Annotated in this window: 10 protein-coding genes; 2 read left to right on the top strand and 8 right to left on the bottom strand. The window is 42.2% G+C overall.

Translation table 11 applies throughout. The features are described from left to right. Positions 1-16: 16 nt before the first annotated feature. The 4 genes from M0221_RS02380 to M0221_RS02365 form a co-directional block, all read right to left on the bottom strand. Complete coding sequence (locus tag M0221_RS02380; RefSeq protein ID WP_483284253.1) at positions 17-3,280, bottom strand: type I restriction endonuclease subunit R; 3,264 nt, start codon at positions 3,278-3,280, stop codon at positions 17-19. 22 nt (positions 3,281-3,302) lie between these two features. After that, positions 3,303-4,157 (bottom strand): hypothetical protein, encoded by an 855-nt coding sequence (locus M0221_RS02375; protein ID WP_483284252.1) that lies wholly within the window; start codon positions 4,155-4,157, stop codon positions 3,303-3,305. A gap of 104 nt (positions 4,158-4,261) precedes the next feature. Next, positions 4,262-5,575 carry a restriction endonuclease subunit S gene (locus M0221_RS02370; RefSeq protein ID WP_483284251.1) on the bottom strand — a complete coding sequence of 438 codons (1,314 nt, stop codon included), beginning with the start codon at positions 5,573-5,575 and terminating at the stop codon, positions 4,262-4,264. Then, complete coding sequence (locus M0221_RS02365; RefSeq protein ID WP_483284250.1) at positions 5,575-7,935, bottom strand: type I restriction-modification system subunit M; 2,361 nt, start codon at positions 7,933-7,935, stop codon at positions 5,575-5,577. Before M0221_RS02365 ends, M0221_RS02370 begins: the two co-directional genes overlap by 1 nt. Before the next feature lie 565 nt (positions 7,936-8,500). Between M0221_RS02365 and M0221_RS02360 the strand changes: the two genes are divergently transcribed. Continuing rightward, on the top strand, positions 8,501-8,794 hold the full coding sequence (locus M0221_RS02360; protein WP_483284249.1) for a contact-dependent growth inhibition system immunity protein: 294 nt from the start codon (positions 8,501-8,503) through the stop codon (positions 8,792-8,794). A 369-nt stretch (positions 8,795-9,163) separates the two neighbouring features. Here M0221_RS02360 and M0221_RS02355 read toward each other — a convergent pair whose 3' ends face one another. Further along, positions 9,164-9,523, bottom strand: a complete 360-nt coding sequence (locus M0221_RS02355) for a hypothetical protein (protein WP_483284248.1) — start codon at positions 9,521-9,523, stop codon at positions 9,164-9,166. A gap of 35 nt (positions 9,524-9,558) precedes the next feature. On the opposite strand from M0221_RS02355, the gene M0221_RS02350 reads away from it, so the two are divergent. Next, positions 9,559-10,359, top strand: coding sequence for an NAD-dependent deacylase (locus M0221_RS02350; RefSeq protein ID WP_263240711.1), 801 nt, complete (start codon positions 9,559-9,561; stop codon positions 10,357-10,359). A gap of 11 nt (positions 10,360-10,370) precedes the next feature. On the opposite strand, the gene M0221_RS02345 is transcribed toward M0221_RS02350, so the two are convergent. The 3 genes from M0221_RS02345 to M0221_RS02335 form a co-directional block, all read right to left on the bottom strand. Then, on the bottom strand, positions 10,371-11,369 hold the full coding sequence (locus tag M0221_RS02345; protein WP_181210802.1) for an adenosine deaminase: 999 nt from the start codon (positions 11,367-11,369) through the stop codon (positions 10,371-10,373). 91 nt (positions 11,370-11,460) lie between these two features. Next, a complete protein-coding gene (locus tag M0221_RS02340) occupies positions 11,461-11,985 on the bottom strand; it encodes a TPM domain-containing protein (protein WP_020442785.1) in 525 nt (174 codons plus the stop codon). Positions 11,986-12,076: 91 nt separating this feature from the next. Beyond that, complete coding sequence (locus M0221_RS02335; RefSeq protein WP_483284247.1) at positions 12,077-13,240, bottom strand: TPM domain-containing protein; 1,164 nt, start codon at positions 13,238-13,240, stop codon at positions 12,077-12,079. Between the last annotated feature and the right edge of the window lie 150 nt (positions 13,241-13,390).

Raw genomic sequence — 13,390 nt, 5'->3', positions numbered from 1 at the left:
TCTCTGTATAGCCTACCTATGCGTGCTCACCCAGCTTCGTATCAAGCATCAATCTAATGAACTTTTTAAACTGGTTAGGATTAGACAATAAGTGCATGGTCATCCCCTCATACGCCTCTTGGCTCTCAAATAGCGCGTCCATTGCTGCATCAGGATAGCCGCCTAACATGATCTGATCGGTACTATTATTACTAAACTGCTTGACCACAATCTCATTTTCTGTGACCTTATCCCAAATGGTGTTTTGAAAATTAACCATGTCATTCTCGGTAAAGTCCTCGCCTGCAAACACCTCGTTTAAGCGCTCAATGATCTGCGATAAAAACGCTTCTTTTATATCTTTAGGAGTGGCCGTACCAGCACCGCCACCCGCTTCCAATTCACCACTACCCTCTTGTAGCTTTAGGTCTTGCTGATATAGCTTTGAGACACGGTAATGACTCATCACAATATTGGTTAGATCAACCTCATCTTCATTGTCAAAGCTTTCGCGCAGTAGCGGCTGTAGGTTACGCGCATATAGGCTAAGCTTCTCTAGCTCTTTATCGTCATAGTCCACGATTTGCGACATAAACTCATATTGTCGGGTGAATGTACCCAAATCCTTTTTAAAGATCTCCAGCGCATCCTGATCGGCCTTGAAACCTTTGTAGTCATTTTCGGCATTGGTCATCAGCACCACATCGCCCGTGGCTTTGGTACGCTCAAGCATCGCCTTGGCATGCTGTGCTTGCTCACGTGCCAGCTTATATCGCTTCTGCCATCGTTCGACCGCTGGCTTGCAGATATTACTAATGGCGGCGTTCGACTTATTCTTGCTATAGAAGGCGTCAACGAACTGTTCAACTTCATTCTTAGTGAAGATATCACTACTATCAAGCTTGTTATAAAGGTCAAATACCTGATCAGGATCGGACACGTCCGCTAAGTGTGCAGTCTCATAATATGGCTGGAAGGCCTCTAAAATATCTTGCGGGTCATTAAAGAAGTCGAGCACAAACGTGCCGCTCTCTGCCTTACCCTTATAGGTGCGGTTAAGCCGTGATAATGTCTGCACGCAGTCCACGCCCGTTAGCTTCTTATCAACATACATGGCACAGAGTTTGGGCTGGTCAAAGCCTGTCTGGAACTTATTAGCCACTAGCATCACTTGATAGTCATCACTATCAAAGGCTTTACGCATATCTCGGCCTTTGAGTCCGATATTCATATTGTGCTCAGTGAACTTCTCTCCAAGCAACGCGCCGCTATCTGGATCATTATCATTAAAGGTGACTTCACCTGAGAATGCGACCATGGCATTGATGTTTCTATAGCCGTACTCAGCGATATAGTTATCAAAGGCCAGTTTATAGCGTACGGCTTCTTTACGTGAACCGGTCACAACCATCGCTTTAGCCTGCCCGCCAAGTAAACCTTTAATATTGTCATTAAAATGCTCAATGATGATCTTCACTTTCTGCGCGATATTGTGCTCATGGAGTCGCACCCAGTTATTGAGCTTAATCTTGGCTCGGCGCGCATCGACTTCATCATCAGCGGCGGCAAGCTTTTGCTTGAGCTGATAGACCACTTTGTAGTTGGTATAGTTTTTTAGCACATCTAAGATAAAGCCTTCTTCAATGGCTTGGCGCATTGAATAGACATGATAGGCGGCTGGTAAGTTATCTTTTGAGGCTGGCAAGTCAGGGTTAGGCAAACGTCCAAACAGTTCAATAGTTTTCGGCTTAGGCGTGGCAGTAAAGGCATAGTAGCTGAGATTAGGACTGCTACGGCGGGCGGCAAGCGTGGCGTCTAATATGTCCTCGCTAGATAGCGGCGCGTCATCATCTGCATTACTCTCTATATCACCAGAGACCAATACTTCTTTAAGCTGGCGAGCGGTTGAGCCTGTCTGTGAAGAATGCGCTTCATCGGCAATAATGGCGTAACGGCGTGATTTTAGAACGCTTGAATCTTCAATGGCTTTAAGCACAAAGGGGAAAGTTTGAATGGTGACGATAATAATCGGCTGCGATTTTACCAGCGCGGCCGCAAGCTGTTCAGACTTTGAGCCGTCACCCTCTTTTCTATTAATCTTGCCCACCACGCCATCGGCATGCTCAAACTGATAGATAGTATCTTGTAGCTGGTCATCGAGCACGGTGCGGTCAGTAATGACAATGACGGAGTGAAATTGCTTATCACCGTTGCTGTTGTATAAGGTGGATAGCTGATGCGCTGTCCATGCGATAGAGTTGGACTTACCCGAGCCAGCACTGTGCTGGATAAGATACTTTTGCCCCACGCCCTCAGTAATGGCTGCATTAACAAGCTTGGTTACTACATCCCACTGATGGTAGCGCGGGAACATCATGGTTTCTTTTTTAGACTTGCGCCCAATGGCATCTTCTTCCTCTTCGATCTGTAAGTGCATAAAGTGCCCAAGGATCGAAAGTAAGTTCTCAGGCGTGAGTACTTCATTCCATAGGTAATCGGTGGCATAGCGGCTGCTATCGCTCGGCGTATCATTACCCGCGCCACCATCTTTAGTGCCTTTATTAAACGGCAAGAAGTACGTACTGTCACCTGCCAGCTTAGTCGTCATATAGACTTCATATTGACTGACAGCAAAATGTACCAATGCGCCACGCTTAAATGTCAGTAGCGGCTCAGGCTTTTTGATATCTGGGTCTTTTGGCAGGCGTGTACGCTTATACTGAGTAATCGCATTTTGTACCGCTTGTTTAAACTCTGACTTTAGCTCCATCGTTGTGACGGGCAAGCCATTGACGAATAACACCACATCAATACGGTTACGCTTAGCTATCTTGCCATCATTGCTCTCTTTTAAGCTGGCATGAGGACTATAGACTACTTCAGGGACAACACGGCAGATATTAGCCTCATAGCGTGCCATGATCTCAGGGTTAAGGCTGTGTTCAGGTTTGAACTGGCATAAACTAAAACGCGCATTACGTATCTTTAAACCATGACGCAATACGCCCAATGTGCCATAAGTACGGGAGGCTCTATCAGTAGAGTGCTCATCAGCCTTGTTTAGCTGCTTGACCAATGCGGCGATAAAGTGGCGCTCAGAGTCGATAGGAAAGGTGCGGCAAAACTTCTCCCACTCCTGCGGCTGGGTGTTCTGCACAAAATCCAGCACGTCTTGCTCATATAGCGCCGTCTCTGCCTGATAGCCGCTGGCATGACCCAATTGCCAGCTTTGCGCTTGCATCTGAGTGACGATATCGGCTTGGAAGACAGATTCATAGGTAATATTGTGCACATTGTCCATGTTAAATTCGCTTTTAATATTGTTAGTTCGTGCACTTGTTTATTATTTTTTCATACCATTTATATGAAGGAGCTTCAATATCATTAAATGCTATTGGTGTTAAGTATAGTTGACGATACCTATAATAGCTTTCCGCACACTTTCTATCATTTTCGGAAAACTTCCTTTCAATTCTTTCAGAATTTTTTTTATTTTTTATGTTTTCAGAAATACATATATCGTTTTCTAAGTCGAACTGTATAAGCCCAGTATTACTATCATTGATTACTAGCCACTCATTTCTTTCAAGAGGACCATTGTGATCACTGCTCATATTGAAATGTAGAACTTTCCTAACTTCCACTTCAAGCTTTAGAGTAACATTACCATAAACAGAACTCGCCCCATTTACTGACCAACTACTTAAAGTATCAACTTCAAGATCTATATTTTTGCTACCAGATTGTTTCTTGTATGAAATATAAGCTGCTAAAATTGCAGGATTAATATCTCCAGTGCATTTCTCCGAGATGTAATATTTACCCAAATTTTGATCGAGAAAATGATTATCTGTACAAATACGTCTATACAACTTTATCTTATCATTTTCTTTAAAACCTGCTTCCTTCAACCTGCTTTGAGTATACTCATACAAAACCTTTATATCTTCATTTAGATACTTTAATTCATCGAAACATTGATCTATATCTTTCCTGCTAATAGCAGAAATTGTTCTATCATAATAAGTTGGTAAGCGTACTACATTAAACATCTTAGATGCCAAGTATGCCAGCACTCTATATCCTTCTTTTACTGTCTGCCATTTATCCAAAAGCTCTATGATGTCTGGAGGTATTTTTCCTAAATCTAATCTAGGGATTTTTTTTAATCTTTCCATATCGACTCTCTCAAACTTTATATTCTTTAGTATGACTTTATTGTTTTATACATATAATATTTCAGATTGAATATTTTAAATAAAAACTAAAAGCCTACAAGGTATCAATTATCAAGTGCAACCCAACCCCGAACATCAATCTTACCCGTAACCGCCGCAGATATTAAAGCGGTGCGGCGTTCTTGCATGAGTTGGATGGCTTGTTCTGCACTATCTTCAATTAAATCTAACACTTTCATTTTTTTAAAAGCATCATCCGTAATGAGTTTTTGCTGCTCATAACCAATATCTCTAATTGGAAAGCTTTTTACTTGATCTGGACTGATATGAGGAACACTAACGCCCGTCAAATCAGCTTCTACAGAAAATTTGAATTCTTTACTTGCAAGGCATAGTTTAATAAATGGCTGATATGTATTTTTATTAGCTCTAATTCGTATAACTCGCTGTAATAATAAGCAAGGTAAATCTGACTTAGTTACTTCCGCTACTCTAGCACCTGCTGAAATCCAAGGTCTATCCATTCCAAATATAATATCACCTTCCTCTAATTCAAACGCTTCTAATCCATCTCTGTCAGTTCGAGACCACCATACTGTTTCATCCCATTTCAGAGCCCCAACACCTACATTAATACCTCTTAACAAAGCGGTATTTCCTTCTGGTTCAGTTTTATAACCATTACTTGGGAAAGCATAACCAGACAAGAGATCAATAAAATAACCCAACTTAGCTGATTTTTCATTTTCATCAGGTTTAACGGCATGACTGATGACCGCTTGGCGCTTTTCTTTTAACAGCTGAATCAGGGTTTGTTGCTTATCAATTAAGGTATCGATTTGGGCGGTTTGGTAATCGAGAAAATTGGCTATTTGAATTTGCTCTAAGGCTGATGGTAATACAAGCGGCGACCCTTGTAGCTTATCTGCTGTGTAGTGAGCGATAGTTGCTTTATTACAAATAATATTAATGAAGTCAGTAGATTTTAAATAATTGATCCAGTAATAAAAAAATCTTGAATCATTGTTATATCTAGGACGAACCCTGTTAATCGCATTCTGAATGTAACATTCATCTATTTCATTATTCCAAATAGCAGCACGGCCAACATCTCCACCCTCACTAACCAAAACATCTTTTTTCTTTAAAAGTAATCTTTTACGTTCATCATCAGAAAACCACATTAATCCTACGTTTGTAAGATCAATACCAGAAGGCTGTACATTTTGAGCTTTTAAATAAGGTTTCAGTAAATCAGAGTTAGACTTAGGCGTTGTTTGCAGCATTTTTCCTAGCACTACTGTGTAACCATATTTTACTTGTGTCGAAATCCATTGCTTCGGAATCTCTCCCAACCACTCAACGCCTGATTCTTTATATTCTTCATATTGCCGATACTTCATTACCAATTCAGCCATTACGAATGCACCTCACCCAATAACTGCATGATTTCCATACTGACCGCATCTAAGTCCGCATCGATATCGACAAGCGAGCGCGGCGGCTCATACACATAGAAATGACGGTTAAACGGTATCTCAAAGCCCACAATACCAATCTCTTCATCGATAGCATCTGTCTTATCGCTATTGATCCACGCATCAGGCACATGCGGCTGTACTTCACGGGCGAAGTAACTTTCAATCAACTCAGTAGTGGTTACTTCAGGATTGAGCGGCACGTTTTCATAATCACGTAGGTCGCTGTCTGCTTGAAACTCTACAATTTTGGCTGACTTGTCTGAATTGGTCGGCTTATAGCTAAACGCACCATAAAGCGGATTGACAACCTTGACCACTTTTTTGATGACAGGTTCTGCCTCAGGATTTTTCCACGTGATCGCATCCATCAGCTGCTTTTTCTCTTTGGTGTCCAAGCTGACATTGGCGTCTTTTAGTGCTTGCTTGAACACTTTTTCAAACTCATTAAAATTATCAAATTGGCTAACACCGATAGCCGTTTGCAGCGCTTTGGCTTTATTCATGATCTCAAGCTGATCTCGCCATACTTTGGAGTCAAGCACGTCTTTGACTTGGCTTTCTTTCAGCTCGCTAAAGTCTGCCTTGATCATTGCCCGCGCTTCTAACGTGACCGCTGATAAGTCACCATAGCTGTCAGCCGTCCAGTGACTACCAAATGCCTCATATAGCGCTGGCATGACCATATCAAAAGGTTTAGGCGCATAACGTAAGCTATCAATGGCACTATCAGATAGCTGCGCAGAGAGACGCAGCGGACGCTCAATGGTAATACGGCGATAGCCAAACTCATGGGTGGCAAATATCTTACTGGCAAAGGTTTTAGCAGGCTCACTTTTAGGATTGGCAGACTGACGACCACGGTTAGATTTAACCTCATCAGGCTTATCTAATACGCGCGCATCAACCACTTCAAAGTCACCAAAGCTGCGGGTAATGGTCTTGATATCGTCATCGCTCATCTCATTACGCTTAGAGCCAAGAGATTTACGCATCTTGCTGTATAGGTTACTACCGTCGATTAGTTGCACCTTGCCGCGACGCTCATCAGACTTTTTATTACTTAATATCCAGATATAGGTAGCAATGCCGGTGTTATAGAACATATCGTTTGGCAAGGCGATGATGGCCTCGAGTAAATCCGCTTCCAAGATATAACGGCGAATCTCACTCTCACCACTTCCTGCGCCGCCCGTGAATAACGGTGAACCATTTAAGATGATACCGATACGGCTGCCTTGGTTGCTGTTTTGACCGTTGCTAGCTTCTTGCTCACTAGCAGTGATCGGACGCATTTTGCTAATCAGATGCATCAGGAATAACAGCGAGCCATCAGACACGCGCGGCAAGCCAGCTCCAAAGCGACCGTCAAAGCCTTTCTGCGTATGCTCGTCATTAATCTCGCCTGCTATTTTTTTCCAATCTACCCCAAATGGCGGGTTCGATAGCATGTAGTCAAACTTCTCAGCGACCAGCTGATCACTAGACAAAGTATTGCCCAGCTTAATGTTATTAACCTCTTGCCCTTTGATCAGCATATCTGCTTTACAGATCGCATAAGACTCAGGGTTTAACTCTTGCCCATAGGTACGCATGACTGCATCAGGGTTAAGTTCTAGCACGTATTCCATACCAGAGGATAGAAAACCACCAGTACCTGCTGTGGGGTCATAAATGGTGCGAATAATGCCGTCTTTGGTCAGCGCGTCATCATCTTCCATAAACACCAGTGAGGTAGTCAGGCGCACGATATCGCGCGGCGTAAAATGCTCCCCTGCGGTCTCGTTTGAGCTTTCAGCAAAGCGGCGGATCAGCTCTTCAAACACAAAGCCCATTTCATGGTTAGAGATAGTCTCAGGGCTCAGATCGGTATTGGCGAACATCTGCACCACTTTATAAAGTAGGTTGGCATCAGCTAGCTGACCGACAAACTCTTCAAATTTAAAGTGCTCAAATATCTCACGCGCGTCTTTAGAGAATGATTGCACGTAAGTATTCAAGTTATCCTTAATATCGCTTTGACCCATCTTGCTTAGATCCATCGGCGAGATATTGTAGAAAGGTCGCCTGCTGGCACGTATCAAGAACTTCTCTTGCGCTTCTTCTGGTATTCCCATTTCAGCAATACGCTGACTCTCAGCGACGACGTTTGCTTTGGTCTCTTCTAATACGCACTCTAGGCGGCGCAACAGGGTGAATGGCAAGATGATTCGACCGTATTGAGATTGCTTAAAATCACCACGTAATAGATCAGCGACAGACCAGATGAAAGCCGCTGTTTGAGAGAAGTTTTTGGTCATGGGTTCGTCTTATAGTTTGTTGAGCACAGGATAGATACTTGGGATGATATGACAGGCTTAAAAATTGGCTAACACGTACTGCGATGGAATACATCGACTTATGACGGTCTATAAAAATCATTGTATGATAGTAGAGGATATGAACGCTAGTTTGCAAACGCAATTAAGGGTTTTACTTGATAAAAGTATTCTTATTTAAATAAAAGAATTCTTGTTAAGAATAAATGATGCTTTTTGGAAGCAAAAATTGAGGAAGCAAGGAAATTAGGAATAAAAATACGCTGATTTAGACCTTTATTTAAAAGTGAAAAACCACCTCTAAGCCAATAAAATAGTTGGCTGGCATTGGAAGCAGAAAAATTCTTAGGAAGCAGAAAGTGGAATAATTGATATTTTACAGTAGGTGACTTAAATATGGGATGGTACACTAAAAAGGAATCCAGATTTACTTAGAGTGACCGACCTATAAGTGTAACTAGATAGCTATTAGAGATTGAAACCCAATGTCTTTCAAAGTAAAAATGCAACTGCTTGCACTCATGAACGTTATGTACTGGGAAATATTGTGATTAATACATTTATATATCTGATGAATGCCTACTTCTATCAAAATTGGTGGGCAGAGTATTCTGATCCTAAAGTGAATGACGCAGACGTAATCATTCATTTTGCGAGTCAGGAAAATTTAGAGATATTAAACAGCTTAGTTCAAGACCTAGAATATATATTAGAGAATGACCTTGCAAAAAAAGTTTTTGAAAATAACAGCTTTGACTTTGAGCCGTTATTAAATGGTTATGTTAATGAACAAGCATGGGTTGAGTCAGCTTATAAGACACTGATCGCTGAAATTAGATAATTGACTTTCATTAGCATAATTATTTTGTAAACAGCTATGAGTAAGCCTCCAAGTTATAAGCCGGGAGTAACGATATTAAAATGTTGTACATACTGTTGTACATAAAATAAAATTAATATAAATTATCTATATTAATCAATATGTTGAATCAATTGATTTACTCCCGCCGAGCGCACCAATCATCGTATTACCCCCTTCCCTAGCATTACTTAACATCGATAAAATCATTTAAAACAAAACCTTGAAGTTTTTATCATTAATAAGCTCGTCTGTTAATACCTATAAAATGTTGTATATATTGTTGTCAATTCCATTTTATGCTGACTTATGACGGAGTATTACTTCTCCTAGCTAAATATTCGTACCAATCTACTCTGCCTCTTGCAAATTGGCATCCAGTTGCGCACGGCTAGGTACACGCTGATAATTAATCACTGGTATATCACCCAAACGGCGTTGACTAGCAGCAAGCTTGGGGTCGATCGTAATCATCGCGATTTTTATATTTTGTCGAGTAACAAGCAAATGACTGCCCTTTCGTGTCACTCGATAATCAGGAAAATACTGCTTAATCATCTCCGCCGTCTTTTGTAAGGCGTCATTTATCGGTTTTTTCTTATCTCTTGACTTTGTATCATGCAAGTTATTTGGTGCACGTGATTTTGCAAAAAACCATAATCCAACGATAACTGCCGTCAATATGACAAGCCACCAAATTCCGTCTATCATAAGAAAGGATATCCATTATTAGCAAGGGTTAGCTTATGTTAGCAGAATTATCATCAGCGTTAATAGCAGAAGTAGAGCGTGCTGCTGAACTATTAGAATCGAAACAGCATATTTGCCTTTTAACTGGCGCAGGGATTTCAGCAGAAAGCGGCATTCCGACTTTTCGTGATAAGCAAACTGGCTTGTGGGAAAATTATCGCGCGGAGGACTTGGCGACACCAGATGCCTTCACTCGCGATCCAAAGCTGGTTTGGTCATGGTATCAATGGCGCAGACAGCTCGTGGCTAGTAAAAAACCCAATCCTGCCCATACAGCATTGGCACAGTGGCAGTATCACAGTCAATCGACTAATCAGCAACTAACCCTCATTACTCAAAATGTTGATGATTTGCATGAGCAAGCAGGTAGCGCTGTTACCCACCTGCATGGCAATCTATGGCGTAACCGATGCAGTCAATGTCAGACACCTTATACAATCCAATTAAAAGGCGCTTATAACAGCGAGAATAGCATCAGCTTTGATGAAGCTCTAATGACTTGCCAGCATTGTGATGGTTATATCAGACCTGATATTGTGTGGTTTGGAGAGTCGTTACCGATGCGGGCATGGCAGACAGCAGAGGAAGCTGCCGCGAATTGTGATGTATTTATTAGTATCGGTACTTCTAGCCTCGTCTATCCCGCTGCCGGACTGGCACAACTGGCGAAACATAACGGTGCCAAAATTATCGAGATAAATCCTTATCCGACACCAAATACGCTAGTCGATATTACTCTGGCAGCAAAAGCTGGTGTCATCCTGCCAGAGTTAGTAAAAAGAATGGGCGTACTATAATAGACAAACCATTAACCTACCGCTTGATCTACTTTGTCTAAATACTGCTGCTTTAGCTCATCACTGATAAATGACGATCTAAAAGAATTTTTTACCAAGGTGATAATATCGTCTTCTGTCAGTGGCAAATTCTCGCTGATATTAATGAAGTTTTGGTTGATATAGCCTTTAAAATAAGCAGGGTCATCCGAGTTGACAGTGATATTTAGACCATAATCTAGTAGCTCTTTGATGTTGTGCTCTTTATAGTTGTCAAATACTCTCAACTCGATATTAGAATTCGGGCACACGGTGAGCGGCATCTGCTCATCTTTTAGACGCTGCATCAGCTCAGCGCTTTTGATAGATTGCACGCCATGATCGATTCTGCTGATATCCAATAAATCCAACGCTTCATAAATGTAAGAGAAATCCGCTTCTTCGCCAGCATGGGCAACCAACTTAAAGCCTTCCTCTTTTGCCTTTTTAAATACCTCTATAAACTTCGATGGCGGATTGCCTAATTCTGAAGAATCTAAACCGACACCAATAATGTCGTCTTTAAATGGCAATGCTTGCTCTAACGTCTCAAACGCTTCTTCTTGTGATAAATGCCGTAAAAAGCACATGATAATACAAGAGGTAATACCATATTGTGCTTTGGCATCAGCCAGTGCACGTTTGATGCCTGTTATGACTGTCTCAAACGCCACGCCTCTTGCCGTATGCGTCTGCGGATCAAAAAATATCTCTGTATGAATGACATTGTCCTCAACACATTTGAGAATATATTCCCATGTCAAATCGTAGAAGTCATCCTGCGTAATCAAGACATTGGCACCGGCATAATAGATGTCTAAAAACGTCTGCAGATTGGTAAAGTTATAAGCATTACGCACATCTTCTATGTCTTTATAAGGAATCTCTATCTGGTTCTTTTTTGCCAATCTAAACATAAGCTCAGGCTCGAGCGAGCCTTCAATATGTAAATGCAGTTCTGCTTTTGGCAGTCTTTTTATTAGATCAATCATAATATTCCAGTATTGGCGTTGTATATCGGTTATTTATTAAATATAGCGATAAGTGTTTAGTGTAATCTTTCATGCTGATGGCCGTCAGGGTTTATTTTAAAAAAACCACCGTATCAGATAGCTCATTACCTGATGGGTTTTGCTCCAGATGATAATACTGGCGCAGCACTTGACCAACCTCATCGAGCAATTCAGTCAAGCTTTCTTCTGTTTTCTGATTGGCAATACCGACTACCGCTTTGTCACACATTGCGCGCCAAACTGTTGGGCTAACATGGGCACTGATACCGCGATCAGCGACGATTTCAAGCTTATGCTCGCAAACATTGACGTATATCAGCACACCCGTATTTTCTTCGGTGTCCCACACTCGATACTCACTAAATAAATCAATCGCACGGTCACGGCAGTCGCTATGATAGGCCTCTTGAATAGGCAAATGATTTTCTACGATCAAAAATACCTCGCCGCGATGGCCTTGCTCAGCAAGTGTCACCCGCTCTGTCAACCGAGCTTTTGCCGCGGGCGTTAACCATTTACTATGCAAAACGGGGATAAATAAGACTTGGCGCCACCAGCGGGCAAAGCTGGATTTTGAAGCGTTATTCTCTGCCATGATACTATTTCCTCAAGTACGTCATTACTAATGGTTATTTAGTGTCTTTACTAGGTAGCTATGAAGCCACTGAAAAACAACGGGCTAATGCTTACCAAGAACCGCCAGCGCCGCCACCACCAAAACCGCCACCGCCACCGCCGAAGCCGCCACCACCAAAACCGCCGCCGCCGAAGCCACCGCCACCGCCCATACCCGGTAGGAATATCATACCACCGCCTCTACCTCCTTTACCGCCGCCAGACCCGCCTTTACCGCCGCCGCGTGAAATCAAGAACAGCCATAAAAATATCGCCATAATGATGGTCATAAATAGACCACCGCCCAATGCTAGTGAGCCTGCAACAAAACCACCAGCCGTCAGCACTGAACCGAATACTCGACCAAATATACTGGTAATAAAGCTACCAAATATCATCGCCATGATGAATAGAAAAATAGGAGATGGCAGCTCGTCTGAGCCTTGTTGGGTAGTACGTTCAGCTGCCTGCGCATCGGCACGAGCAAGCACTTCAGGATCAGCAGATAAACGATTTTGTAAGGCTGTTACGCCTGCCAATATCCCTGCTCCATAATTATTTTGCTTAAATAACGGGGTAATATCCTCTCGAATGATGCGATTGACCGCCGCATCTGGCAGTACACCTTCGAGTCCATAACCTGTCAATATATACATATCACGGTCATTGACAGCGACAACCACAAGCAAACCATCATCGATGTCTTTACTACCCAGCTGCCATTTTTCAGCAACTTGCAAGGCATAATCAAAGATAGGCATGCCATTGGTAGTTGGGACAATCACCACTGCTGCTTGTGCCAAACCTTGCTGATAAATTGTACGTAGCTGTGCTTCTAAGCGCTGCTTCTCTTGTGGGTTTAAGATATTAGCTTGGTCGATGACAGGATTGTTTAAAATCAGTTTGTCCGCATCGACACTGTCAGCAGTTGATTTAACAGGAGGACGTTTGGTCGCATTTGCCTCTGCCACGCCCTCATTGTTGGATGCATTAGGATTGATAGCTTCATTACCGAGTATGGTTTCGTTAATCGCCTCATTGCCTAAAACAGCATCATTAATAGCTTCATTGGATTCAGCGGCTTTTGCAATAGCCACTAAGTCTTCCACACTGCGATTTTGCATGGTGCTATCGGCAGCAAGCGTACTGTCATCGGGCGCCGCATACAATGTAGACGCGCTACTAATAGTAAGGGCGAATAACAACGCTGCTAGGGGTGTTTTTAAATGAGTCATTAACTGTATACCACCTCAAGTCAGATCTTTACTAAATTAATAGGTAGAGCGGCAATCAGTAAGTATTTAATTAATCAGTACTTGATGCTCTACCTGTTTTTAATGGCTTAACGATATAAATAGGCTTTAAGAGACGCTTATATTTAATAT

The organism is Psychrobacter sp. ANT206 (genome assembly GCF_056880555.1).
This window is presented reverse-complemented; position numbering and strand designations above follow the sequence as displayed.

Bases quoted from the DNA above. Each gene is read 5' to 3' on its own strand.
- M0221_RS02340 (WP_020442785.1), bottom strand. From the start codon at position 11,985: ATGGCAGAGAATAACGCTTCAAAATCCAGCTTTGCCCGCTGGTGGCGC.
- M0221_RS02375 (WP_483284252.1), bottom strand. From the start codon at position 4,157: ATGGAAAGATTAAAAAAAATCCCTAGATTAGATTTAGGAAAAATACCT.
- M0221_RS02350 (WP_263240711.1), top strand. From the start codon at position 9,559: ATGTTAGCAGAATTATCATCAGCGTTAATAGCAGAAGTAGAGCGTGCT.
- M0221_RS02355 (WP_483284248.1), bottom strand. From the start codon at position 9,523: ATGATAGACGGAATTTGGTGGCTTGTCATATTGACGGCAGTTATCGTT.
- M0221_RS02370 (WP_483284251.1), bottom strand. From the start codon at position 5,575: ATGGCTGAATTGGTAATGAAGTATCGGCAATATGAAGAATATAAAGAA.
- M0221_RS02335 (WP_483284247.1), bottom strand. From the start codon at position 13,240: ATGACTCATTTAAAAACACCCCTAGCAGCGTTGTTATTCGCCCTTACT.
- M0221_RS02345 (WP_181210802.1), bottom strand. From the start codon at position 11,369: ATGATTGATCTAATAAAAAGACTGCCAAAAGCAGAACTGCATTTACAT.
- M0221_RS02365 (WP_483284250.1), bottom strand. From the start codon at position 7,935: ATGACCAAAAACTTCTCTCAAACAGCGGCTTTCATCTGGTCTGTCGCT.
- M0221_RS02380 (WP_483284253.1), bottom strand. From the start codon at position 3,280: ATGGACAATGTGCACAATATTACCTATGAATCTGTCTTCCAAGCCGAT.